We start from the raw sequence: 24199 nt of genomic DNA on the forward strand, positions 1-24199 counted from the left end.
AGCAAGGCCATGACCGAGCTCACCATGCGCGCAGCCGTACTGCACGGCGTGGGCAAGATCACGATGGAGGAGCGGCCTCGGCCCGAGCCCGGTCCCCGGGACGTGCTCGTGCGGGTCGCGTCGGTCGGGACGTGCGGTTCCGACGTGCACTACTACGAGCACGGGCGGATCGGTGACTTCGTGGTGGAGTCCCCGCTGGTGCTTGGCCACGAGCCGTCCGGGACTGTGGTCGGCGCCGGGCCCGGGGCCGGCCGTCACCGCCCAGGGCAGCGCGTCTCGCTGGAGCCCGGGGTGCCCGACTTCACCTGCCCGCACTGCCGGGCCGGCCGGTACAACCTCTGCCCGCAGATGCGGTTCTTCGGCACCCCTCCGATCGACGGTGCCTTCTGCGAGTACGTCGTCGTGCACGAGGAGTTCGCCTACCCCGTGCCGGACGCTCTGTCCGATGACGCCGCCGCCCTGATCGAGCCGCTGTCGGTGGGTGTGTGGGCCTGCCGAAAGGCGCGGGTCGGGCCGGGCGCTCGCGTACTCGTCACCGGCGCGGGCCCGGTCGGACTGCTCTGCCTGCAGGCCGCGCGGGCCTTCGGCGCCACCGACGTCATGATCACCGATGTCAACCCCACCCGGCTCGGGCTGGCCCGTGACCTCGGTGCGAGTGCGACCCTCGATGTGCGCGAGAACCGCCTGGCCGACGCCGGGTTCGACCCCGACGTGCTGCTCGAATGCTCAGGTCATCCGGCCGCCATCGGGGAGGCCGTCCGCGCGGTGGGGCGGGCCGGACGGGTCGTCCTCATCGGCATGGGCGGGGATGAGATCCCGCTGCCGCTGTCCCACGTGCAGACGCGCGAGCTCGAGGTGACGGGCACGTTCCGCTATGCCAACACCTGGCCGGCGGCCGTCGCGCTGGCCGCGTCGGGACGCGTTCAGCTGGACGCTCTGGTCACCGGCCACTACGGCCTGGCCGAGGTCGAGCAGGCGCTCACGGCCGGCACCCGTGATCCTGGGTTGGTCAAGGCAGTCGTACGGCCGCAGGAGTGATGGCATGGCCAAGGCTCGAACCACGGCCGCGGGGCTCGAGGCGCGGCGAGCGGTGCTCGCCCGCGTCGTGGAGGCCGGGGAGACGGACCTCGGCCGGCTGGCAGAGGAGTTCGGCGTCAGCCTGATGACCATGCATCGAAACCTCGACGCCTCAGGCCGAGGCGAGGACCGTCCGCGAGCGGGGTGCTCGCCTGCTCCTCGTCGACGCCCGGTACGGCCGGCCGGCGGCCTCCGCCGAACCCCTGAGCCGGCCTTTTCCAACGAGCCTGTAAGGAGAGATCGATGGCCAGAGTCCTTTATGACGAGGCGACCCGCGTCTACCCCGGAACCGAGCGGCCCGCAGTGGACGCCCTCGATCTCGACATCAACGACGGCGAGTTCCTTGTGCTCGTCGGTCCGTCGGGCTGCGGGAAGTCCACCTCCCTGCGCATGCTCGCCGGGCTTGAAAGGGTCGACGGCGGGCGTATCGCCATCGGTGAGCGTGACGTCACCCATCTGCCGCCGCGTGACCGGGACATCGCGATGGTGTTCCAGAACTACGCGCTCTATCCACACATGTCGGTGGCCGACAACATGGGCTTCGCCCTGCGGGTGATGAAGGTTTCCAAGGCTGAGCGCGACCACCGGGTCCGTGAGGCCGCCCGCCTGCTGGACCTGGAGGAGTTCCTCGACCGCAAACCCAAGGAGCTCTCCGGTGGACAGCGGCAACGCGTGGCCATGGGCCGGGCGATCGTGCGCGAACCGAAAGTGTTCCTCATGGACGAGCCGCTGTCCAACCTGGACGCCAAGCTACGCGTGCAGACCCGCACCCAGATCGCCGAACTGCAGCACCGGCTCGGGGTGACGACGGTCTACGTGACCCACGACCAGGTCGAGGCCATGACGATGGGCGACCGGGTCGCCGTCCTCAAGGACGGGCTTCTCCAGCAGGTCGACACGCCGTTGCACCTCTACCAGCATCCGGCCAACGTCTTCGTGGCCGGGTTCATCGGCTCCCCGTCGATGAATCTGGCTGAGTTCCGCGTCGAAGGTGAGGAAGCGGTCCTCGCAGGGACGCGGGTACGGCTGACCGGCGAGACGCTCAAAGCGCTTAAGAGCGAGGGCAGCGACCGCGTCATCCTAGGCTTCCGGCCCGAGGCCCTCAACGTGGTAGGCGACGGCGGCAGTGACTACAGGACCTTCCCGGTCAACGTCACCGTCGTCGAGGAACTCGGCTCGGACGCCTTCCTCTACGGCCGGTACGCCGACACGACCTACCCGGAGCTCCTCGAACAGACCGTCATCGCCCGGGTCGACCCCAACGCGCCACCGGCCAAGGGCGACCAGGTCCGACTGCGGATCATGCCGGGCAAGGAGCGGCTCTTCTCCGCCGTCACCGGCCGGCGGCTGCCCACCTGACCGCCGGAGCTTCAGGGTTTCCAGGCCGTCGCATGCCGCCTGGCCAGGACATCCGGTGGATCGAACGGCAGGACACGGCGAGGTTTTCGAGGATCTCGTCGGCTGTTCTGGTCCATACGAAGGGCTTGGGGTCGGTGTTCCATGCGTCGGTCCACGCCCCGAATGCCGGTCTTCTGAAGACGGTCGGAGATCATCGCCGGCCCGCCGGGCGTCCGCCCTCACCGGCTCAAGGGATGATCATGGGTATCAGGCCGCCGTCGACGCGCAGCGCGGCGCCGGTCGTGGCCGAGGACGCCTCCGAGCCGATGTAGCGGACCAGGTTGGCGACCTCCTCGGGCCGGATCAGCCGCCCCAGGAGTGAGGTGGGGCGCTCCTCGGCGATGAAGCGCGCCTCGGCCTCGTCGAAGGGGATGCCCCCTCCGACGCGGTCGGCGATGAAGGTCTCGACGCCCGGGGTGAGCGTGGGACCCGGCAGCACGGTGTTGACGGTGACGCCGCTGCCCGCGACCGTCTGCGCCAGGCCGCGCGCCACGGAGATCTGCGCGGTCTTGGTGACCCCGTAGTGCACCATCTCGGTGGGGATCATGAGGGAGGAGTCGCTGCTGATGAAGATCACCCGACCCCAGCCGCGCCGCACCATGCCGGGGACGTAGTGGCGGGCCAGGCGCACCCCGCTGAGGACGTTGACCTCGAAGTAGCGGCGCCACTCCTCGTCGGTGATCTCCAGGAGGGGAGTGGCGCCAAAGATGCCGAGGTTGTTCACCAGCACGTCCACCTCCGGCACGGCATCGAACATCGCCTGCGCGCCTTCGGCGGTGCTCACGTCGGCGGCCACCGGCAGCAGCCCGCCGTGGCCGGTGGCCGAGCGGATGCGCGCGGCCGCCTCCTCGGTCCGTCCCCGGTCGCGGCCGTTGACCACGACCGTCGCGCCGTCGCGGGCGAAGGCGGCGGCGATGGCCTCGCCGATGCCGGAAGTCGAACCGCTGACGAGCACGGTCCGTTCGGTTGTCTCAGTCATGACCCGGTGTCTTCCCCCGTCACCGGGGGAGACACGTTCCGGGCGGCCCGCGGACCGCCTTCCGGAGGCAGCGCGCTACCCGGCGGTGTGGGCCAGGACGGCCTCGGCGAGCTGCCGGTGCACCTGGGGCGGCAGGGTGTGGCCCATGCCCTCGATCATCAGGAACTCGGCCCCCGGGATCGCCGCGGCGATGAGCGCCCCGTGGCCGGGCTTGACCGGCTCGTGTGCGCCCTCGATGACGAGCGTGGGCGCGAGCACCCGGTCCAGGATCCCGACGGGTTCGAAGTCGGAGTCCCTGGCCCCGGCGCGCTGGTGGTTGGCCACGGCCGCGGGGTCGGCGGCACGGTCATGGATCCGCTCCTCCATGCGCCGCTGCTCGTCCTCGTCGAACGGGAGAGCCGGGCCGTGCAGGACCCGGGCCAGCTCGATCTGGAAGTCGATCTGCGCGCGCCGGTCGGCCGGCGGCGGGTTGACCGCCGCCTTGGCGAAGAACTCGACGAACTCCGGGGTGGGCGGGGGCAGGCTGCCGGGCGGCTGCTCCTGGCCCATCAGCGCGCGCATCAGGACCTGTCCCTCCCGGCCGCCCAGCGGCGACGACCCGATGACGGTCAGGGTCAGCACCCGCTCCGGCTGCTCGGCGGCGATCCACTGGCCGAGCAGGCCGCCCGCCGAGTGGCAGACGAGGTGGGCCGCGCCGATCCCGTAGGCGTCCAGGACGCCGAGGACGTCGGCCTTGACGTCGGCCCAGGTGTAGGGGTGGGCGTCGAAGTCGACGGTGGTCGAGCGGCCGGTGTCGCGGTGGTCGTAGCGGATGACCCGCCGGCCGCCGGCGGCCAGCCGCCCGACGAGCTCCTCCGGCCACACCACGCCCTGCGACATCGCGCCCATCACCAGCAGCAGCGGCGGGTGCGCCGGATCACCGAACTCCTCGGTCCACAGCTCGACGTCGCCGACGTTCACCATGCGTCCCTGAGACATGCGATTGCTCCTTCATCACTTCATCACGTTCATCCCGGCCGGAGGCGTTCCGGGCCGATGAGCAGAGCCTGGCGCACACCCGCGCCGGTGCCATCCGTAGGACCACTGGGGTCGGCCAGTGGTCACCGGCCAGTGGTCACCGGCCGGTGTCCGGCGGAGCACGGGGGAGGCCGGCGGGCGGCGGGCCCTCCCACCGCCCCGCCACGCCCCCGGCTCATCGCACGCCGGTGGGCGGGGCGCCCCCGGAGTCCGGGTCGGCGCCGACCAGCAGGGCCAGCTCGGTGCGGGTGGTGACGCCGAGCTTCGGATAGACCTTGTAGAGGTGGTATTCGACGGTGCGCGGGCTGAGGAACAGCTTGGCCGCCACGTCCCGGTTGGAGGCGCCCTCGGCGACGAGCCGGGCGATCCGCAGCTCCTGGGGGGTGAGCGCGCTCAGGGCGGCCGGTCCGGGCCGGGAGACGGTCTCCCCGGCGGCCCGCAGCTCGCTGTGGGCCCGCTCCGCCCACGGCTCGGCGCCCAGGCGCTGGAAGGTCTCCAGCGCCGATCGCAGCGGCTGCCGCGCGTCGCCGCTCCGGTGGACCCGGCGGAGCCGCTCGCCGTACAGCAGTGACGTCCGGGCCTGCTCGAAGGGGGCCGGGCCGCCCTCGTCGTGCAGACGCAGCGCCTCCTCATACAGCGAGAGGGCCTCCCCGCCGTCTTCGAGCAGTGCCCGGCACCGGGTCAGCAGGGCCCGCGACGCCGGGGTCTCGGCGTTCACCGACCACTGCTCCAGGCGGGACACCATGGCGCGGGCCGCGTCGTGGTCACCGCACGCGACCGCCGCCTCGACCCGGTCCGGGGTCGACCTCCAGACGACCGTGGGCTGCCCGGCGCCGGGCCCGGCGGCGGCCATCGCGGAGAAACGCGAGTGGGCCGCGGCGAAGCGCCCCATGCCCAGGTCGAGCAGGCCCAGCGCGTACGAGGCGGTGCCCGCCCGCAGGCCGATCCGGTGGGGGATGGCGATGGCCAGCGCCTCCTGGGCGTGTTCGCGGCAGGCGGCCTCCTGGCCGCGCACGGCCGCGACCGCGGCGAGGTTCGCCAGGTGCGCGGCGGCGGAGTTGGTGTAGCCCGCCTCGCGGGCGAGCGCCAGCCCCTCCTCGGCGAGCGCGGCGCTGACGGCGAACCGGCCGTTGATCCGCTCGGCCGTCGAGACGAACTCGAGCACCACGGGCAGCTGGCCGGTCAGCCCCGAGACCCTGGCGACCCGGCCGGCCCTGCCGACGAGCTCGGCCGACACGTCGGCCTCTCCCAGGTAGCTCGCCGCCGCGGAGGCCCACATCAGCTCGGAGGCGGCCGACAGCTCACCGGCCCGCAGCAGCGCCTGCCGCAGCGCGGCCCCGCCCCGCCCGGTGTCACCGGCGAGCATCGCGCCGATCCCGACCAGGACCGCCCGCAGGAAGGCGTCGCCGCCCTCGGGCAGTGACTCCGCCCGTCGGCCGATCTCGACGATCGCGGCGGCGTCCCCGACATAGGAGGCGGCCTCGGAGGCGTCGGCCAGCATCTCCAGCGCCTTGCCCGGATCCACCGCGCGGGCATGGTCGGCGCCTTCGAGGAAGATCCGCTGAGCCTCGGCCGCGTCTCCGCTGTTCAGCTCGGAACGCCCCCGCAGCTGGACGAGCTCGGCGATCAGGAGGGGGTCGTGGGCCAGCTCCCGCGCCTGGGCCCGGTAGGTCTCCGACTGGCCGGGGCGACCGCCCAGCCACGCGGCGGTGGCCGCGTCGGTGAGCCGCCGCGCTCGGACGGCGGGTTCGGGGGTGAGCTCGGCCGACCGGGCCAGGGCGACGGCGGCGTCGGCGTATCCGCCCCGTGACCGCGCCCGCTCGGCCGACGCCGCCAGCTCGGCGGCGACGTCCTCGTCCTGGCCCACCGAGGCGGCGGCCCGGTGCCGGGCCCGCCGGTCGGCGTCCCCTTCCAGCAGGGCGGCGAGCGCGGTGTGGACCAGGCGCCGCTGCACCGAACTCGACCGCGTGTACACCGCCGAGCGGATCAGGGGGTGCCGGAAGCGGACCGTCGTCCCCTCCACGCCGACGAGCCCGGCCGCCTCGACCGGATGCAGCTGCGCCGGGTCCACGCCCAGCCGGTCCGCCGCGCCGAGGATCAACCCCAGGTCGCCGCGTCCCTCCACCGCGATGACGAGCGCCATCAGCCGGGCGGCGGCGGAGAGCCGCTCCACCTGGTCGCCGAAGATCTGCCCGATGCCCGTTCCCACGGGCAGCGGGTCCGGCAGGGCGGACCTGCCGGCGAGCTGCTCAAGTGTGAGGAGTCCGGCCACCTCGCCCAGCGCCAGGGGATTGCCGCCGGTCAGCGCGACGAGCTGCTCGCTCACCCGCCGGGCCGGCGGCGCCGCCGACCGGGAGGCGAGCAGGTCGGCCGCGCTCCGCGGGTCGAGGCCCGTGACGTGGAGGTCCGGGACGCCGCGCAGGCTCGCCGTGGCGTCCCCGCGTACGGCGATCAGCATCCCCACGCCCTCGGTCCGCAGGCGCCGGGCCGCGAACAGCAGGGCGTCGGCCGAGGCCTGGTCGATCCACTGGAAGTCGTCGATCAGGCAGAGCAGCCCGCCGGCCGCCGCCGCCTCGGTGAGCAGGGACAGCACGCCCGCCGAGATGAGGAAACGGTCGTCGGTGCGGGTGGAGGCCAGGCCGAGCGCCCCGCGGACGGCCTCGCGCTGCGGGCCGGGCAGCAGGTCCAGCAGCTCCGTCTCCGAGCGCAGCAGTTGGTGCAGCCCGCCGAAGGCCAGCCCCGTCTCCGGCTCCGTGCCCGTCGCCCGCAGCACCCGCATCGGGGCGCTGCCGGCGGCGGCGAGATCCAGCAGCGCCGACTTGCCGACACCCGCCTCGCCACGCAGCACGAGCGCTTGGCCGGCGCCCGCCCGCACGGCGGCCAGGAGCTCGCCGATCGCGGCGCGCTCGGTCACTCGCCCGTGCAGCGCGAGGCGGTCCTCCGGCTGCCGGACCTGGTCGGCGGTCGTGTCGTGCACTTCGATGAGCTCAGGGATCCCCGTGCCCAAGGAGCGCGGCAACCCCTGCGCGATCGGCCCCGGGAGCTCGCCCCCCTCTCGTTCCGTGCCCGACTGTACCGTCTCGCCCGATCTCACCCTTGGCCCGCTCCGCCCCCGGGACGCGCGCTGAGCGCCGTGACCGTGGCGGGGCGGCTGTCGGCCGGGCAGGGGCTCCGGCCGCGTCCGCGTCCGCTGTCCGGCGGTCAGAGCCGGGGATCCACGTGGATCTTGGGGCCCGGCCCCGAGCCGGTGGGGCGCCGGCCCGCCAGGACGTCGCCCACGCCCTCCAGCCCGATGGTGGCGGCCACCAGCGGGCGCGGGTCCACCGTCCCCGAGGCGTAGTGCTCGATCGCGCCGGCGAGGCCGGGGGAGCCGCTCAGGACCCCGACCGCCGTGACGTCCTTGAGCACCATCGTGCGGGTGTCGACGGTGCTCGGGGTGGACGCCAGGCCGATGTAGACCACGCGCCGGCCCGGCTCCACCAGGTCGAGGGCCCGGGCCGGCAGGGCGGGGGAGTTGGCGGCGTCGATGACGGCGTCGAAGGGCAGATCCGGGAGACGTTCGGAGGTCCACGCCCCGTGCACCCCGAGCGTGCGGGCGAAGTCGAGCGACGGTTCCGAGAGCCCCAGGACATGCACCTCCGCGCCCTGGGCGAGGGCGAACCGGGCGGCGAGCAGGCCGATCGTCCCCGGGCCGAGCACCAGCACCCTGGCGTCCGGCCCGAGGGCCGCGCCCTCGACGGCCCGCAGCGCGTTGCCGCCCGGCTCGACCATGGCGCCGGCCACCGCGTCGACCGTGTCCGGCAGCGCGTGCAGCGCCGTGGCCGGGACCGGCAGCTGCTCGGCCAGGGCGCCGGGCCATCCGCCGCGGATGCCGATCTCGAAGCGGTCCTCGCACACGTGCTGCAGCCCGGTGCGGCAGCGGCGGCACCGGCCGCAGCCGAGCATGGTGTCGCCGGTGACGCGCCGGCCGATCCAGCTCGCGTCGACGCCCTCGCCCACGGCGGAGACGCTCCCGCACCACTCGTGCCCGATGCGCATCGGATATCTGGCCTGGCCCTCGCGCAGGTAGTCCATGTCGCCGGAGAAGAACTCGGCGTCGGTGCCGCACACCCCGGCCCGCTCGACGTCGACGACGACCTGGCCGGGCGCGGGGACCGGCGGCTCGACGTCCTGCACCGAGAACCGGCGCGGGCCGGTGACGACAAACGCTCTCACGTTCAGCCTTCCGCATCGGCGCGCGACGGGGTACGGCGTGCCGGTCCGCCGGGGCTCTCGCCGCCGCCGGGAGGGCGGCGCGCTCGGACCCGGGCCCGTCCGCCTGGCCGTCGCCGCGGCCCCGCCCGCGAGTGATTGAATCCCAAACATTAGAGCAACGTTCGGGGAAGTGGAATGAGAGTCCTATGACCGAGCAGCGCAGCTCACAGTGGTATGCCGGGACCGACCGCAACGCCTACATCCACCGCGCGTGGATGCGCCGGGGGCTGCCGGCGCACTCCTTCGACGGGCGGCCGCACATCGCGATCGCCAACACCGCCTCCGACCTGACCCCGTGCAACTCCCACCTCGACGAGGTGGCCGAGAGCGTCAAACGGGGGATCTGGGAGGCCGGCGGCGTCCCGATGAACCTCCCGGTCGTCTCGCTGGGGGAGACCCTGGTCCGGCCCACCGCCATGCTGTGGCGGAACATGGCCGCGATGGCGGCCGAGGAGATGCTGCGGGCCAACCCCGTCGACGGTGTGGTGCTGCTGGGCGGCTGCGACAAGACCATCCCGTCCCTGCTGATGGCCGCGGCCTCCGTGGACCTGCCCGCCGTGGTCGTCCCGGGCGGCCCCATGCTGACCGGCACGTTCCGGGGGGTCCCTCTGGGCTGCGGCACCGACGTGTGGAAGCTCAGCGAGGAGGTCCGGGCCGGCACGCTGTCGGAGCAGGCGTTCCTGCGGTCGGAGTCCTCGATGATCCGCAGCAGGGGGCACTGCAACACCATGGGGACGGCCTCGACGATGGCCTGCGTCGCCGAGGCGCTGGGGACCACCCTTCCCGGCCTGGCCGGCACTCCGGCCCCCGACAGCCGGCTGCTCGAAGGCGCCCACGACACCGGCCGGCTCGCCGTCGAGCTCGTCGCCGAGGGGCGCCGGCCGAGCAACCTGCTCACCCGGGGCTCCTTCCTCAACGCGATCGTGGCGCTGGCCGCCATCGGCGGGTCCACCAACGCCGTGGTGCACCTGCTGGCCCTCGCCGGCCGCCTCGGGATCGAGCTCTCGCTCGGTGACTTCGACCGCACCGGCGCCGGTGTGCCGCTCCTGGCCGACCTGCAACCGGCGGGCCGCCACCTGATGGAGGACTTCCACCGTGCGGGCGGGCTGCCGGCCGTACTGCGCGAGGTGCGGGACCTGCTGGACCCGGACGCGCTGACGGTGACGGGCCGGCCGCTGGTCGACCACCTGGACGGCGCGCAGATCTGGGACGGCACCGTCATCCGCCGCCGCGCCGAGCCGTTGCAGGCCGAGGCGGGCATCGCCGTGCTGTACGGGAACCTGGCCCCCTCCGGCGCCGTCGTCAAGCCCGCAGCTGCCTCACCCGAGCTGATGCGCCACCGGGGCAGGGCCGTCGTCTTCGACAGCGTCGAGGACATGCACGCCCGGCTCGACGACCCGGACCTCGACGTCGACGCCTCCTCGGTGCTGGTGCTGCGCGGGTGCGGGCCAAGGGGATACCCGGGGATGCCGGAGGTGGCGAACATGCCGCTGCCCGCCAAGCTCCTGGAGCGGGGGGTACGGGACATGGTGCGGATCTGCGACGGGCGGATGAGCGGCACGGCGTACGGCACGGTCGTGCTGCACGTGGCGCCCGAGGCGGCCGCGGGCGGCCCGCTGGGCCTCATCCGGACCGGGGACCACGTGATCCTGGACGTCGAGGCCAGGCGGCTGGAGGTCGACCTCCCCCAGGAGGAGCTGGACCGGCGCCGGCCCTCGCCCGCCATGGTGGCGGCCTTCGCCGCGCCCGCGCGGGGCTGGGAGCGTCTCTACGTCGACCACGTGATGCAGGCCGACCAGGGCGCGGACCTGGACTTCCTCGTCGGGTCCAGCGGGCACAAGGTCTCGCGCGAGTCCCACTGACCGTGGGCGGAGCGGCGGTGCGCTCCGCCCACGGTGATCGCCGGGTCCGTGGCCGGGGCCGGACGTCAGACCTTGACGGTTTCGTGGTGGTCCTCGCGCCGCTGGGCGGCGAGTTCCCTGTGCAGCTTCTCGCCTTCGATGTCGAGGTCGGGCAGGACCCGGTCGATGGGCCGGGGCAGCCACCAGGCCGCGCGGCCGAGCAGCGACATCACCGCCGGCACCAGGGCCATGCGGACGACGAACGCGTCGACGAGCACCCCGACGGCCAGCGCGAAACCAATGGACTTGATGATCGGATCGTCCATGAACACGAAACCGCCGAACACGGCGGTCATGATCAGCGCGGCGGCGGTGACGACGCGGGCGTTGTGGCCCAGGCCGTTGACGGTGGCCTGCTGGGCGGTGTCGCCGTGGACGAAGTCCTCGCGCATGCGGGAGACGAGGAAGACCTCGTAATCCATGGCAAGCCCGAACAGGATGCCGATGAGCAGGATCGGCAGGAAGCTGACCAGGGGTCCGGGGACGTCGATGCCGAGCAGATCGGCCAGGTGACCCTGCTGGAAGATGGCCACGGTGATGCCGAACGTGGCGCCGACGGTGAGCAGGAAGCCCAGCGCCGCCTTGAAGGGCACCAGCAGGGAGCGGAAGACCAGCATGAGCAGCAGGATCGACAGGCCGACCACGAGCAGCAGGTAGACGGGCATCGCGCCGGCGAGTTTGGCGGAGACGTCGATGCCGATGGCGGTGACTCCGGTCAGGGCGATGTCGGCGCCCCGGACGCCGGCCACGCGCTCCCGGATGGAGCGCACGGCCTCCTCGGTGGCCGCGTCGGTGGGGCCGGCCTTGGGGATGACGGTCATCAGTACGGTGGTGCCTTGCTGGTTGGGCTGCGGCGGGGAGACGGCGAGCACGCCGGGGGTGCCCTGGATCAACTGCGCGGCCTGCTCGGCGGCCGTGCCGGTGGCCTGGGCGTCGTCGCCGGAGACGACGGCGATCAGCCGGCCGTTGAAGCCGGGCCCGAATCCCTCGCTGATCAGGTCGTAGGCCTCGCGGGCCGCGGAGCCGGAGGAGGCGGTGCCGGCGTCGGGCAGTGCCAGGCGCATGTCCTGGACGGGCAGGGCCAGCGCGCCCAGCCCCAGGACGCCGGCCAGCAGAATCGGGACGCGCAGCCGGGTGACGAACCGGCCCCAGCGGAAGCCGAAGCCCTCGCGCCAGGGTCCGGACGCCCGCCCGCCGCGCTGCCCGCGCGGCAGCACCCGGGTGCCGGCGAAGCCGAGGAAGGCGGGCAGCAGGGTGAGGGCGACCAGGACGGCCACCGCGACGGTGCCCGCCGCGGCCAGGCCCATGACGCTCAGGAAGGGGATGCCGACCACGGCGAGGCCGGCCAGGGCGATGACGACGGTGGCGCCGGCGAAGACGACGGCCGAACCCGCGGTGCCGGTCGCACGCCCGGCGGCCTCCTCCGCCTCCATGCCCTCGGCGAGGTACTGGCGGTAGCGGGAGGTGATGAACAGCGAGTAGTCGATCCCGACGGCCAGCCCCAGCATCAGCGCCAGGATGGGCGCGGTGCCGGTCAGCTCGACCACGCCGCTGAGGGCGAACAGCCCGGCCATCCCGGCCGCGACGCCGATCAGCGCGTTCAGCAGCGTCATGCCGGCGGCCACCAGGGAGCCGAAGGTGATGACGAGGACCACCGCGGCGACCAGGACACCGAGCGCCTCAGTGGAGCCGATCTCCCCTCCGGCCTTCATGATCTCGCCGCCGTGCTCGACGCGGAGCCCCCGCGCGGAGGCGCCGACCCGCTCGTACGCCGCCCGCTGGGCGTCGGTGACGTCGTCGGCGGCGGTGGCGAACTGGACCTGGACCAGCGCGTAGCGGCCGTCCGGTGAGACGGCGCCGACCTGGAAGGGGTCCATGGCGGCGATCACGCCGGGGACCCCGGCGGCCTCCCGCACGACCGGCGCGACCGCGGGACCGTCGAGCTTGCGCCCCTCGGGCGCCGCGATGACGATGGTGCCGGTGGTGCCGCCGGCCTGCGGGAACTGCCGTCGCAGGGAGTCGAGCGCCCGCTGGGACTCGGTGCCGGGCATCGTGAAGTTGTCGGTGGTGGGGCCCATGAAGGCGGCGGCAGCCCCACCGAGCAGGGCGAGCAGGATCAGCCAGACGGCGAGGACACGTCCCCGGCGGCGGAAGGAGGACCGGCCGAGCCGGTACAGCACAGAAGCCATGACAGTGGTTGTCTTTTCTCGAAGGTTCAGCGGGGTTCGCGGGCGAGGGTCCGCAGGGCGCCGCGGATCAGCTCGGTACGCAGGTCCTCATCCGTCACCTGCACGTCGCTGGCGCTGGTGACGAAGACGGCTCCCACGACCATGTAGGCGGCGACCAGGTCCCTGGGCTCGGTCGAACCGCCCGCCATCGCCGCCAGCAGCCGATCGGTGACGGCGGGGATGGCGCCCAGCGCCGGATGGCTGGTCATCGCGGGAACGTCCTGGAACAGGATCTTGAGCTCACGCCGGAAACGCATGGCCAGATCGACGAAACCGGTGACGGCCGCCTCCGCGGCTCGATCTCCGTCCAGGCCGGAGAGCCGGGCGTCCAGCGCGGCCAGCCCCTCGCCGGCCGGGGTCAGCAGCTCGGTGAGGATCGCGTCCTTGCCGGCGAAGTGATACAGCAAGGACGCCTTCGAGCAGCCCACGACCTGGGCGATGTCGTGCAGTGACGTGCCCTTGTAACCGCCCGTCGCGAACAGCTGCAACGCCGACTCCAGGATGTGGCCGCGCAGGGCGGAAGCGGGACGTGGCATGTCCCCACAATAACTGTCCGATCGGTCAGTCCTGACCGATCGGACAGGACTGGGGTGTGGTCTTCCTCACAGCCGGGGCCGGCCGGGCGATGGAACCCGATCTTCCGGACGGCCCGATGATCACCGTGGTCCCTCTTGCCCGGACCTGCGGTTCCGAAAGCCGCGGGAAGTCCGATCCCTTCTGGCGGCAGCGGCCGTCTTATGGTCATGGACATGTGCCGGCGCAGGTGGAGGTAGCCGTGGTGGAGGACCGAGGCAGTGGCGCTCTGACGGAGGAGGCGGCTGTGGTGGGCGCCGCGGTGGCCGGTGACGAGGGGGCGTTCGGAGCGCTCGCCGAGTCCGTCCGCCGGGAGCTGCGGGTGCACTGCTACCGCATGCTCGGCTCCTACGACGAGGCGGAGGACATCGTTCAGGAGACGTTCCTGCGGGCGTGGCGCCGCCGGGAGACCTACGAGGGCCGGTCGACGTTCCGGGCCTGGCTGTACAAGATCGCGACGAACGCGTGCCTGGACGTGATCGACCGGAACAGGCGGCGGGCGGCCCCCTACCAGGTTCCGCCGCTGGTCGATCCGGGCGCGCCGGTGCGGCCGCCCGCTTACGTACCGTGGTTGCAGCCGGTCCCGGACCGGCTGCTGGAGCCGGCCGCCGACAGCGCCGAGGGGCCGGAGTCGGCGGCGGTCGCGCGCGAGACGATCGAGCTCGCCTTCCTGGTGGCGATCCAGCACCTGCCCGCCCGGCAGCGGGCCGTGCTGATCACCAGGGACGTGCTGGGCTGGCCGGCCGCCGAGACGGCCGCGCTGCTGGGCACCAGCCTGGCGTCGGTGAAGAGCGCGTTGCAGCGGGCGCGGGCGACGCTGAAGCAGCACCTGCCGCAGCGGCGCGAGGACTGGGCGCCGCCGGCCGAGCCGAGCACGGACGAGCGCGCGCTGTTGCGGCGCTACGTCCAGGCGCATGAGCGGGCCGATCTGGGCGCGCTCGCCGGGATGCTCGCCGAGGACGTGCAGATGACGATGCCGCCGCAGCCGGCGTGGCTGGTCGGGCGGAGCGCGCTGCTGGCCTTCAGCGGACAGGTCTTCGACGCCGGTTCGGAGTGGTTTCACGGGCGCTGGCGCAGCGTCGTCACCGGCGCGAATCTGCAGCCCGCGGTGGCGCACTACGTCGAACGTCCCACGGCGGGCGAGATCAGGGACCCGGCCGGGCGGTTCCACGGCCAGGTGCTGGACGTGCTGCGGATCGACGGCGGCCGGATCACCGCGATCACGTCGTTCGAACCGCGCTACTTCGCGACGTTCGGCCTGCCCCCGGCCCTGCCGTGAGCGCGGGATTCCGGCGCCGAGAGGTGGTCCTGGCCTGCGGTGAGGTCCGCGACTACGACGCGGCCGCCTGGCGCGACGCGCTCGTCCGGGTGCAGGGCGCGGGGGTCGAGCTCGAAACGGTCAGCGGCGCCCGCCGACGCTTCGGCCACGGCGCGGTGCTGTGCCTGGCCGGCCTTCCGCTGCGCGTGCTGCGCAATCCGGGGCCAGGGCTGGTCACGCTGGTCGCGATAAGCCGGAACCGGACCGATTCCTTCTCCGCCGAGGCGCCGTCATATGGCCAAGAACACGGCACAACGCCTGATACGGAGCAGCAATCATGTCTACCACCAGCGGAAAGGCGGTCACGGTGAACGCGTCGCTCCTCTCCGAGGACGGGACCGAGATCGCGTTCGAGCGGCTCGGCGCCGGGCCCGCGGTCATCCTCGTGTCCTCGGCGCTGGCCGACCGCTCCGACGCCCGTAAGCTCGCCGGCCTGCTCGCCCGGGACTTCACCGTGATCAACTATGACCGGCGGGGCCGGGGTGCCAGCGGCGACGCCGCCGGGTACGCGCCCGAACGCGAGGTCGAGGACATCGCGGCCCTGATCGACGGCGTCGGGGGGTCGGCGTCGGTGTTCGGGAGTTCATCGGGGGCGGTGCTGGCGCTGCGTGCCGCGGCGGCCGGGCTCGACATCGAGAAACTGGTGCTCTACGAGCCGCCGTTCGTGATCGGCGACGACGGCTCCGGCCTGCCTGAGGACTACGCCCGGCATCTCGACGCGCTGCTGGCCGCCGGCCGGCGCGGTGACGCGGTCAGATACTTCATGACCGAGGCGCAGGGCATGCCCGCGTTCATGGTGACCATGATGCGGCTGATGCCGGGTGTGTGGTCGGGCCTCAAGGCGCTGGCGCACACGCTGCCCTACGACGCCGCGGTGATGGGCGAGACCCAGCGGGGCAGGCCGCTGGAGGCCGGCCGATGGGCGGCCGCGAAAGCACCGACCCTGGTGCTGACCGGCGGCAGGAGCCCGGCCGGATTCCACAGTGCCGCACGGGCGCTGGCCGACATCCTGCCCGGCGCCGAGCACCGTACCCTGCCCGGCCTCAACCACGGCGCGGTGGTCATGGCCCCCGGAAAGCTCGCGCCCGCGCTCGTGGAATTCCTGTACGGCTGAGCCGGGCACCGATCCCTTTCCGGGCGCCGTGCCGTCATACAAGCAGATCCGACAACATCGAAGCGGACAGGAGAGACACTCATGTCGAACAAGCAGGACACCGCGATGGCCGCGCTCGACCGGCTCGCCGGCACCTGGGAGGTGAGCGGCGAGGCGACCGGCCAGGTCACCTACTCATGGCTGACAGGCGGTCACTTCCTCAAGCAGGAAGTCGACATCCGGCAGGCCGGCGAGCACATCGCCGGCATCGAGATCATCGGCCGGGAGAGGCCGTTCGGCGCAGAGGAACCGAGCAAGGACATCAAGTCCCGGTTCTACGGCAGCCAGGGCGAGACTCTCGACTACGTCTACGAGATCGAGGGTGACACGCTCACCATCTGGGGCGGGGAGAAGGGCTCGCCCGCCTACTACCGCGCGGTCTTCAGCCCCGACGGCGACACCCTGTCCGGGGACTGGGTCTGGCCCGGCGGCGGCTACCACGCCGAACAGCGCCGCATCCGATGAACGCGCCCGGAGCGAGCGGCCTGTCCCGGGCTCCGGCGGTCACGGTGGTGGCGGCCGGGCCGTCGAACGGGGACGCCGCGGGGTCCGGGTTCAGCGGTCGTTGACGGGCCGGTCGTCCTGGTAGACGTCGGGGATGTCGTCGTGGTCGCGATCGGCGGTCTCGATCTCGTGGATGCGCCGGTAGGCGCGGTTGCGCAGGCGGAGGATCACCGTCGCGGCCAGCGCCGCGAGCAGGGATCCTGCCAGGACCGCCACCTTGACGTGCTCGCCGCGGCCGGTGCCGGCTCCGAAGGCCAGCTCCCCGACGAGCAGGGACACGGTGAACCCGATGCCCCCCAGGACCGCCAGCCCGGCGACATCGACCCAGGCCAGGTTCTCATCCAGGTCGGCGCGGGTGAAGCGGGCCACCAGCCAGGTGGCGGCCATGATCCCGATGGGTTTGCCGACGATGAGCCCCGCGACGACGCCGATCGCGACCGGGTCGGCCAGCGCGGTGGCCGGCCCGCTCGGGCCGCCCAGGGCGACGCCGGCCGACAGGAAGGCGAAGACCGGGACGGCCACCCCGGCCGAGATCGGCCGGAAGCGGTGCTCGAAGTGCTCGGCCAGGCCGGGACCGGCCTGCGGGCCGCCGGCCCGCTCGCTGCGGGCGACCGGTACGGCGAAGCCCAGCAGCACACCGGCGACGGTGGCGTGCACCCCGGAGGCGTGCACCAGTGCCCAGACGGCGGCGGCCAGCGGCAGCAGCAGCCACCACGAGCGCACCCGCCGCTGGACCAGCCAGGTGAAGGCCGCCAGCGGCACCAGCGCGCCCAGCAGCGGCAGCGGGGACAGGTGCGCGGTGTAGAACACGGCGATGATCGCGATGGCCAGCAGGTCGTCGACCACGGCCAAGGTGAGCAGGAACGTGCGCAGCGCCGACGGCAGATACCGGCCGATGACCGCGAGCACGGCCAGCGCGAACGCGATGTCGGTGGCGGTGGGGATCGCCCACCCCTTCGCCCCGCCCCCGCCGGCGGCGAGGACGACCGCCAGGTACAGCACGGCGGGGACGATCACGCCGCCGAGCGCGGCCGCGACCGGTACCGCGGCCCGGCGCACATCGCGCAGGTCACCGGCGACGAACTCGCGTTTGAGCTCCAGCCCGGCGACGAAGAAGAAGATCGCCAGAAGGCCGTCGGCGGCCCAGGCCGCCAGGTCCAGGTTCAGGTGCAGCGCCGCGGGCCCGACCCGCACCGCGCGCAGCGCCTCGTAGGAGCCCGACCACGGCGAGTTCGCCCACACCATCGCCAGCACCGCCCCGGCCAGCAGCAGCGCCCCGCCGATGGTCTCCTTGCGGAGGATGTCGGCGATGCGGCGGGCCTCGGGCCACGAGCCGCGGCTGAACAGGCGAGGCGGGGTAGCGGTCACGGGCGCTTCCTTCCGGGGTCGGGTCAACCGTCGCCGACCAGACTTCCCGGCACACCACCACCCACCCTATCGGCGAGCCCGGCGTTCCCGGCCGCCGGGTCCGCCCGGGCGGACCCGGCGGCCGGGAACGCCGCCGGACCGGGCGCGGCGGCCGGCAGGATCACCCGGCGGGCCGGCGGCGGCGCAGGTCAACGCTTACGCGGTGATGACGTGCGTCCGAGGGACGCCTTCCGGGCATTCGAGGAGTTCCCGGAGCGGCGCCGGCGGGGAGCATCAGCGCCGCCCGTCCTCGGCTCCGACCGGGACCGGGGAGCGGGGGCCGGTCTCCGCCAGGCGCCGCCGTAGGGCACCGGCCCGCTCGTCGTCGAGCTCGGTGAAGATCTCGGCGGCCTCCCGCCAGCGCTCCCGGGCGCCGCCGAGGTCACCCGAGCCGTGCAGGGCGTCGCCCAGCCGGCTCAGGACGTCGGCCTCGCCGCGGCGGTCCTCGAACTCCCGCATCAGCTCCAGCGCGTCGAGGAACAGGCCCGCGGCCTCGCCGGGGCGCCCCAGCCCGGCGTGGGCGGCGCCGAGGGCGCGCAGCGCCTCGCCCCGGCGGTAGCGGTCGTCAAGGCCGGTGTAGATGCCGAGCGCCGTGTGCGCGCCGGCCAGCGCCTCGGCGTGGCGGCCCAGCTCGTTGTCGTTGTGCGCGACGTCGTTGAGCGCCTCGGCCTCCAGGTGCCGGTCGCCGCTGTCGCGTGCGATGGCCAGCGCCTGCCCGTAGCAGCCGGTCGACTCCTCCAGCCGGCCGAGCCGGAAGTAGGCGGCGCCGAGGTTGACCAGCACGTCCCCCTCCAGATCCCGGTCCCCGATGCGGCGGGCCACCGCCAGTGCCTCGTCGTAGTGGCCGACGGCCTCGCCGAGGCGGCCGAGCCGGGCGTTGACCCAGCCCAGATGGTTGAGGGCGGATCCCTCCTCGTACGGCTCGCCCGCGGCCCTGCTCGCCTCCACCGCGGTGCGGTACACGGCGGCCCATGCCGTGCCCGGCACGTGGAAGTCGAAGAACGACGCCAGCATCCGGGGGATGCGCCAGGCGGACCCGTGCCATCCCCGCGACGCCGCGTAGTGGGCCGCCGCCATGAGGTTGGGCAGCTCCTCCTCATACCAGCCGACGGCCTCCTCGGGGCCGTCGAACTCCGGCAGCGCGAGGCCGGCCGGCACGGGACCGGCCGAGAACGCCCGCCCCACCGGCGGCAGGTGCTCGGCGGCGTTGCGGGCCGCGTGCAGGTACCAGTCCATGACGCGGCCGAGCGCGGCATCCCGGTCCTCTCGCCCTCCCTCGTGGGCCCGTTCCGCGGCGTAGCTGCGCAGCAGGTCGTGGAAGTCGTAGCGTCCCGGGAAGCGGGACCTGAGCAGGTGGTCGGCGGTGAGCCGGTCGAGCAGCCGCGTGACGCCGGCCAGGTCGCCGCCGATCAGGGCGGCGGCCGCCCCCGTGCTGACCTCCGGCCCCGGATGCAGGCCGAGCAGCCGGAACAGCCGCGCGGAGTCAGGATCCAGGGCGCCGTAGGTCCAGGAGAAGACCATCCTCAGGTCGGTGTGGTCCCCGTCGCCGGTGTCGAGCGCCGTCAGCCGGGTCCGCTCGTCGCGCAGGTCGGCGACGAGCCTGCCGAGCGGGACGCCGGGGAAGCGCGCCGCGCGCTCGGCGAAGATGCGCAGCGCCAGCGGCAGGCGGGCGCACCGTTCCACGATCTCGGTGACGGCCTCCGGCGCCGAGGCGACACGGTCCCGGCCGAGGACCTCCGCCAGCAGCTCGACCGCCTCCCCCGGGGGCATCTGGTCCAGCACGACGCGCCGCGCGCCGTACTCGACGACGAGGCCGCGTAACTGGTTGCGGCTGGTGACGACGGCCATGCCGCCGGAACCGGGCATCAGCGGGCGGATCTGCTCGCTGCTGCCGGCGTTGTCGAGCAGTACGAGGATGCGCCGGCCGGCCAGCAGCGTCCGGAACAGGGCTGAGCGCTCCTCCAGCCCGGCGGGTATCCGGCCGGCCGGGGTGCCCAGGGCGCGCAGCAGCGTCTCCAGCGCCGCCGCCGGATCGAGGGGCGGCTCCGGGCCGTAGCCGTGCAGGTCGAGGTAGAGCTGGCCGTCGGGGAAGCGGTCACGGATCCGGTGTGCCCAGTGGATGGCCAGGGCGGTCTTGCCGGACCCGGCGGTGCCCTGCAATGAAACGATCTTGGGTCCGCTCCGGGCCGGGGACGAGGAGTCGTCCAGCAGCAGGTCGAGCTCCGCCAGCTCGCCCCGGCGTCCGGCGAATCCCGGCATGTCCGGGCGGAGCTGTCGGGGGATCGGGCTGGACGGCGCCTCCCCGCGCGGATCCGCCCGCACCACCTCGGGCGGGCCGACGGACGGGTCGTCGGTCAGGATCGCCTGGTAGGTGGCGCGCAGCGAGGGGCCCGGGTCGATGCCCAGCTCCTCGGCCAGCAGCGTGCTCAGCGCGTGGTATGCCTGCAGGGCCTCGGCGTGGCGTCCGCTGCGGTGGAGGGAGAGCATCAGACGCTCCCAGAACGGCTCCCGCAGCGGGTGCGCGCGGGTCAGCTCCCGCAGCGTGACGACCAGCTCCGCGTGCAGGCCGGTCTGCAGGCCGACGTCCAGCCACTGCTCCTGGACGCGCAGCAGCTCCTCGGTCAGCGGCTCGGCCTCGTCCCGGAGGAGGGACGCGGAGTCCACGTTGGACAGCACCGGCCCCCGCCACAGCGCGATGGCCTCCGACAGCACGCGCGAGGCCGTGCCCAGGTCGCCGGCGGCGGCGGCCCGCCGTCCGGAGCCGGCCAGCTCGCGGAAGCGGAGCAGATCCAGCGAGCCGGCGTCGACCTCGGCCCGGTAGCCGTCCTGGACGGTGCGGATGACGTCCCGCCCGAGCTGGTGCCGCAGCCTGTTGACGTAGGTGTGGATGGTGGCCTTCGCCCGGTCGGGGTCCTCCGGCCCGCCCTCCCACAGCCACGCGGCCAGCCGCGGGACGGGGACGGTCTCCCCGGGGCGCAGCAGCAGCCCGGCCAGCGCCACGCGGAGCTTGTTGCCTCCGAGCGGCACCTCCCGGCCGTCGGAGAGCACGGTCAGCGGACCGAGTACACGAAATCTCACACCATCACCTGTGACGCGGAACCGGGGGTCTCGCCGGTCGCGGTGGAGCCGGCCCGATCACGCTATCGCCCGGTCCGACCGGCCGGGTCGCGCACCCGGCGCCGCCGCCGGTCCCCGGCCGGCGGCGGCGGGGCTCCGAATGGCGCCGTACGGCGGGTGGGACGGTCGCCGGAATGGATCTGTCAACCGTTATCCGGCAGCGCAGCCGGCATTTAGTAAATGCTGGTAAATCATGGCCTTATTACATTTCGGTAGCTATTTTCCTCACATATGGATTAATGGCGTTGTGGGCTCATGCCGGCCCGGAGATCTTCTTCGGGATGCCGGTTTGCGCGAGGCGTGCCACCGCCGGCCCGCCCGACCGGCTGGCCTGCACCCTCCGGTGGCCCCGGCCCCGGCCCCGGCCCCGGCCCCGGCCCCGGCCCCGGCCCCGGCCCCGCCCGGAGCGAGGGGCGGGTACGGGGCGGCCCCGGCTCCAAGGTGCGGAGCCGGGGCCGGTGGAGCGGTGTCCTTTCGCGTTACGGGGCGTCGTAGCCCAGGGTGTAGCTGCCGCTGCCGCTGCCGCTGTAGGCGTGGACGCGGTAGCGGTAGAAGCCGGCGGTGCCGCTGTAGGTGAAGGACTCATCCGGGTTGGCCGAGGTGCCGCTGGCCACGGTGGTCCAGGTGCCCAAGCTGTTGCGCTTCTGCAGGTACAGGTCGAAGTCGGTGCCGTTCGGGCCGTCCAGGCAGGCCGTGTGCGTTCCCGACGTGGTGGTCTGGAAGCCGGAGGTGCTCGGCTGGTAGACGCTGGCTCCCGAGGAGAGGGTGCCGGTGTAGGTGTGCTGCCTGCCGGCGCACGGACCGCTGCCGCCGACGTTCAGGGTGAACGTGGCCGTCCTGTCCACGCTGGCCCCGTCACCTGTGACGATCACGTTGTAGGAGCCCGTCGGGGTGGACGCCGAGGTCGTGATGGCCAAGGTGGAGGAGGCGCCGGAGGTCACCGACGGCGGGGTGAAGGTGGCGGTCGCGCCCGAGGGCAGGCCGGACGCCGAGAACGTCACGCTCTGCGCGCTGCCCGAGGTCGTCTGCGTGCCGACCGTCGTGGTCGCCTGCTGGCCGGGCTGCACGGTCGCCGAGGTCGGGTTGAGCGTCAGCGAGAAGTCGTTGCCGGACGAGCACGAGGCGGGCTCGTTCGTCGCGGCCGGGACGCTGACCGCGGTCCAGGCCGCCTTGGTCGCGTTGAACTCGGTGCAGGAGCCGGGGAACAGCTGGATCGCCGCCTCCAGCGAGGCCTTGCGGACGAGCGAGTGGGTCCAGGTGCTGGTCTTGCGGTTCAGCGCGCCCATGAAGATCTGGCCGGCCTTCTGGATGCCGAGCCCGGTGAGGGTGGAGCCGTTGCACGTCGGGCTGACCGGCTGGCCGTCGGTCGGGTTCGTGCCCTGGGCGAGCAGGTAGAACCAGTGGTTCTGGACGCCCGCTCCCGCGTGCACCTCCATGTTCGGCACCGAGGCGGAGTAGCAGTCGGGGTGGCCGGAGATCTGCGACGGCTTGTGCATGTAGCGGATCGGCCCGCTGCCGACCAGGTTGACCTCCTCGCCCACGCTGAAGTCCGGCGGGTCGTACTGGGCCGGCTCGTTGGCGTAGTACTCGGTCAGCGCGCCGAAGATGTCACCGGTGGACTCGTTGAGCCCGCCCTTCTCGTTGCTGCCGGTCGAGCCGCCGGGCGTGGTCTGGAAGATGGCGTGGCCGTACTCGTGGGCCACCACGTCCATCGGGGTCGCCTGGCGCTGGTTGTCCTGCGAGCGGCCGAAGTTGGTGTAGCTGCCGTTCCAGTAGGCGTTGACGTCGGAGAGGCCGACCCTGGCGGGGAAGCCGCCGCCGGTGCCGTTGAACCCGCTGCGGCCGAGCCAGGCGCTCAGCATGTCCCATTCCTTGCCCGCCGCGTGGAGGGCGTCCACGCAGGCGGTCTCCAGGTCGGTGCCCGAGCCGTTGCCCCAGTTGTCGTCGGGGCCGGTGTAGGCGCTGCCGTTCTGGCCGCCGCAGCGGACGCCCGTGCGGACCGGGTCGGTCATGGAGTACGGCGTGCCGGAGGTGGTGCCGATGGTGACCGGGCCGTTGTAGTAGCTCGTTCCCTGACCGGCCATGACCTCGTCCGACTTCTCGGCGACCTCGCCGGTCAGCGCGTCGACGAAGACGTGCATCTTGCTCTCGCGGCCCTTGTCCTTGCCGCTCACGACGACCTCGTAGGCCAGCCGCCCGGCGCCCTGGGCCATCACCGACAGCTTCGGCGTGGAGACCTCGGCGGCGTCGGTGATCTGGGCCTTGGCGATCTCCGCCGCCCTGTCCGCCGCCACCTTCGGGGTGGTGTCGACGTTCAGCGTCTCGGTCTGGGCGATCGACGTGCTCAGCACGCCGCCACTGGGGTTGGTGACGACGACGAAGTCACCGCCGTAGACGGGCAGGCCGGAGTAGGTGCGGGTGTAGGAGACGTAGGTGAGCCCTCCCTTGCCCGGGATGGCGTCACGGCGCTGGAAACGGTCCTTGACCGAGGACTGGAGGAGGGCGGGTTCGGCCTCGACCAGGCGGTCGGCGGCCTGTGCGGGGGAGTCGGGAGGGGCGATCGACGGGGCGCGGACGGTCAGTCCGGTGGCTCCGGCCGATGCGGGGGACAGTGCCACGGCCATGCTTGTCGCCGTGGCCACTAGCGCAAACGCGACAGTGCGCTTCACGCAATGCTCCTTCTGCTGAGCGACGGCCACGAGTTCTTCTGTGGGGTGGTCGTGGTCCGTCGAATTGCCTGGACGCGAGACTCGTCAGCACGTCCACGCATGCCGCGCGCTGCGATGGTGAACGGCCGGGCGGAGAGGCTCGTCGGTAATGGTGGGACTGAAAGGCATTTGACGCCCTCCAGGCGGAGTCGTCAATAATCTGGTCAATAATGTGAATTTCACAGTTTGGCAGCGAATTACAGATTTATCGCACAGTGCCTGTTCAGTACGGCGGCGGCCTCTCCGCGTAGGGGGCCACCCGGGCGGCCGGTCCCGGACCCGCCCCGGCCCGGGGGCGTGCGATGCCCGCCGCCGGGTCCTCGGCGCCGCTCGGACGTCGCGCCACGCGGAGCGGCCCGGCCGCCCAGGCGTCGCGCCACGCGGAGTGACCGGGAGGCACGCGGAGTGACCCCGCGACCCGTCTCGTCAGGGCACGCGGAGCGGCCTGGCGGCCCGTCCCGTCAGGAGGATCGACCTGGAGTGTCTACAGCGCCGCGCACATCAACCCTGCTTCAGCGCAGCGGGTGCTACGGCGCCGCTCATGTCAGTGCCTGTTTCAGCACAG

16 protein-coding genes are annotated in these 24199 nt (G+C 73.2%); 7 read left to right on the plus strand and 9 right to left on the minus strand.

The genetic code is table 11. From position 1 onward, the window contains the following. Positions 1 to 9 precede the first annotated feature (9 nt). The gene (locus ACZ6R6_RS30630; RefSeq protein WP_470099143.1) at positions 10 to 1038 is read left to right on the plus strand and encodes an NAD(P)-dependent alcohol dehydrogenase; all 1029 of its coding nucleotides are present in this window, start codon (positions 10 to 12) and stop codon (positions 1036 to 1038) included. Between the two features lie 282 nt (positions 1039 to 1320). Then, positions 1321 to 2436 carry an ABC transporter ATP-binding protein gene (locus ACZ6R6_RS30635; RefSeq protein WP_470099145.1) on the plus strand — a complete coding sequence of 372 codons (1116 nt, stop codon included), beginning with the start codon at positions 1321 to 1323 and terminating at the stop codon, positions 2434 to 2436. A gap of 226 nt (positions 2437 to 2662) precedes the next feature. Here the strand turns inward: ACZ6R6_RS30635 and ACZ6R6_RS30640 are convergent, their stop codons facing one another. The 4 genes from ACZ6R6_RS30640 to ACZ6R6_RS30655 form a co-directional block, all read right to left on the minus strand. Further along, positions 2663 to 3454, minus strand: coding sequence for an SDR family NAD(P)-dependent oxidoreductase (locus ACZ6R6_RS30640; RefSeq protein ID WP_470099147.1), 792 nt, complete (start codon positions 3452 to 3454; stop codon positions 2663 to 2665). A 75-nt stretch (positions 3455 to 3529) separates the two neighbouring features. After that, entirely contained in the window at positions 3530 to 4432 is a 903-nt protein-coding gene (locus tag ACZ6R6_RS30645) for an alpha/beta fold hydrolase (protein ID WP_470099149.1), read from the minus strand. 214 nt (positions 4433 to 4646) lie between these two features. Continuing rightward, positions 4647 to 7448 (minus strand): ATP-binding protein, encoded by a 2802-nt coding sequence (locus ACZ6R6_RS30650; RefSeq protein WP_470099151.1) that lies wholly within the window; start codon positions 7446 to 7448, stop codon positions 4647 to 4649. A gap of 224 nt (positions 7449 to 7672) precedes the next feature. Beyond that, positions 7673 to 8686 carry a zinc-dependent alcohol dehydrogenase gene (locus ACZ6R6_RS30655; protein WP_470099153.1) on the minus strand — a complete coding sequence of 338 codons (1014 nt, stop codon included), beginning with the start codon at positions 8684 to 8686 and terminating at the stop codon, positions 7673 to 7675. A 185-nt stretch (positions 8687 to 8871) separates the two neighbouring features. On the opposite strand from ACZ6R6_RS30655, the gene ACZ6R6_RS30660 reads away from it, so the two are divergent. Then, positions 8872 to 10587 carry an IlvD/Edd family dehydratase gene (locus ACZ6R6_RS30660; protein ID WP_470099155.1) on the plus strand — a complete coding sequence of 572 codons (1716 nt, stop codon included), beginning with the start codon at positions 8872 to 8874 and terminating at the stop codon, positions 10585 to 10587. A 65-nt stretch (positions 10588 to 10652) separates the two neighbouring features. Here the strand turns inward: ACZ6R6_RS30660 and ACZ6R6_RS30665 are convergent, their stop codons facing one another. Next, positions 10653 to 12815 (minus strand): MMPL family transporter, encoded by a 2163-nt coding sequence (locus tag ACZ6R6_RS30665; protein ID WP_470099157.1) that lies wholly within the window; start codon positions 12813 to 12815, stop codon positions 10653 to 10655. A 26-nt stretch (positions 12816 to 12841) separates the two neighbouring features. Next, the gene (locus ACZ6R6_RS30670) at positions 12842 to 13390 is read right to left on the minus strand and encodes a TetR/AcrR family transcriptional regulator (RefSeq protein ID WP_470099159.1); all 549 of its coding nucleotides are present in this window, start codon (positions 13388 to 13390) and stop codon (positions 12842 to 12844) included. A 239-nt stretch (positions 13391 to 13629) separates the two neighbouring features. On the opposite strand from ACZ6R6_RS30670, the gene ACZ6R6_RS30675 reads away from it, so the two are divergent. From ACZ6R6_RS30675 to ACZ6R6_RS30690, 4 genes are all read left to right on the plus strand, one after another. Continuing rightward, positions 13630 to 14706: an RNA polymerase subunit sigma-70 gene (locus ACZ6R6_RS30675; RefSeq protein ID WP_470099161.1), complete on the plus strand. Its 1077-nt coding sequence runs from the start codon at positions 13630 to 13632 to the stop codon at positions 14704 to 14706. Beyond that, entirely contained in the window at positions 14703 to 15056 is a 354-nt protein-coding gene (locus ACZ6R6_RS30680) for a hypothetical protein (RefSeq protein ID WP_470099163.1), read from the plus strand. Before ACZ6R6_RS30675 ends, ACZ6R6_RS30680 begins: the two co-directional genes overlap by 4 nt. Beyond that, positions 15023 to 15859 (plus strand): alpha/beta fold hydrolase, encoded by an 837-nt coding sequence (locus ACZ6R6_RS30685; RefSeq protein ID WP_470099165.1) that lies wholly within the window; start codon positions 15023 to 15025, stop codon positions 15857 to 15859. The genes ACZ6R6_RS30680 and ACZ6R6_RS30685 overlap by 34 nt, the downstream gene beginning before the upstream one ends. 81 nt (positions 15860 to 15940) lie before the next feature. Continuing rightward, positions 15941 to 16363: a hypothetical protein gene (locus tag ACZ6R6_RS30690; protein WP_470099167.1), complete on the plus strand. Its 423-nt coding sequence runs from the start codon at positions 15941 to 15943 to the stop codon at positions 16361 to 16363. Positions 16364 to 16453: 90 nt separating this feature from the next. Here the strand turns inward: ACZ6R6_RS30690 and nhaA are convergent, their stop codons facing one another. The 3 genes from nhaA to ACZ6R6_RS30705 form a co-directional block, all read right to left on the minus strand. Further along, positions 16454 to 17770, minus strand: a complete 1317-nt coding sequence (gene nhaA, locus ACZ6R6_RS30695) for a Na+/H+ antiporter NhaA (RefSeq protein ID WP_470099169.1) — start codon at positions 17768 to 17770, stop codon at positions 16454 to 16456. 273 nt (positions 17771 to 18043) lie between these two features. Continuing rightward, positions 18044 to 20887 carry an AfsR/SARP family transcriptional regulator gene (locus ACZ6R6_RS30700; protein WP_470099171.1) on the minus strand — a complete coding sequence of 948 codons (2844 nt, stop codon included), beginning with the start codon at positions 20885 to 20887 and terminating at the stop codon, positions 18044 to 18046. A gap of 518 nt (positions 20888 to 21405) precedes the next feature. Beyond that, complete coding sequence (locus ACZ6R6_RS30705) at positions 21406 to 23595, minus strand: M4 family metallopeptidase (RefSeq protein WP_470099173.1); 2190 nt, start codon at positions 23593 to 23595, stop codon at positions 21406 to 21408. Positions 23596 to 24199 lie beyond the last annotated feature (604 nt).

This window comes from Streptosporangium sp. NPDC048886 (genome assembly GCF_055586905.1).

Bases quoted from the DNA above. Each gene is read 5' to 3' on its own strand.
- ACZ6R6_RS30690 (WP_470099167.1), top strand. From the start codon at position 15,941: ATGTCGAACAAGCAGGACACCGCGATGGCCGCGCTCGACCGGCTCGCC.
- ACZ6R6_RS30645 (WP_470099149.1), bottom strand. From the start codon at position 4,432: ATGTCTCAGGGACGCATGGTGAACGTCGGCGACGTCGAGCTGTGGACC.
- ACZ6R6_RS30630 (WP_470099143.1), top strand. From the start codon at position 10: ATGACCGAGCTCACCATGCGCGCAGCCGTACTGCACGGCGTGGGCAAG.
- ACZ6R6_RS30635 (WP_470099145.1), top strand. From the start codon at position 1,321: ATGGCCAGAGTCCTTTATGACGAGGCGACCCGCGTCTACCCCGGAACC.
- ACZ6R6_RS30685 (WP_470099165.1), top strand. From the start codon at position 15,023: ATGTCTACCACCAGCGGAAAGGCGGTCACGGTGAACGCGTCGCTCCTC.
- ACZ6R6_RS30660 (WP_470099155.1), top strand. From the start codon at position 8,872: ATGACCGAGCAGCGCAGCTCACAGTGGTATGCCGGGACCGACCGCAAC.
- ACZ6R6_RS30640 (WP_470099147.1), bottom strand. From the start codon at position 3,454: ATGACTGAGACAACCGAACGGACCGTGCTCGTCAGCGGTTCGACTTCC.
- ACZ6R6_RS30670 (WP_470099159.1), bottom strand. From the start codon at position 13,390: ATGCCACGTCCCGCTTCCGCCCTGCGCGGCCACATCCTGGAGTCGGCG.
- ACZ6R6_RS30665 (WP_470099157.1), bottom strand. From the start codon at position 12,815: ATGGCTTCTGTGCTGTACCGGCTCGGCCGGTCCTCCTTCCGCCGCCGG.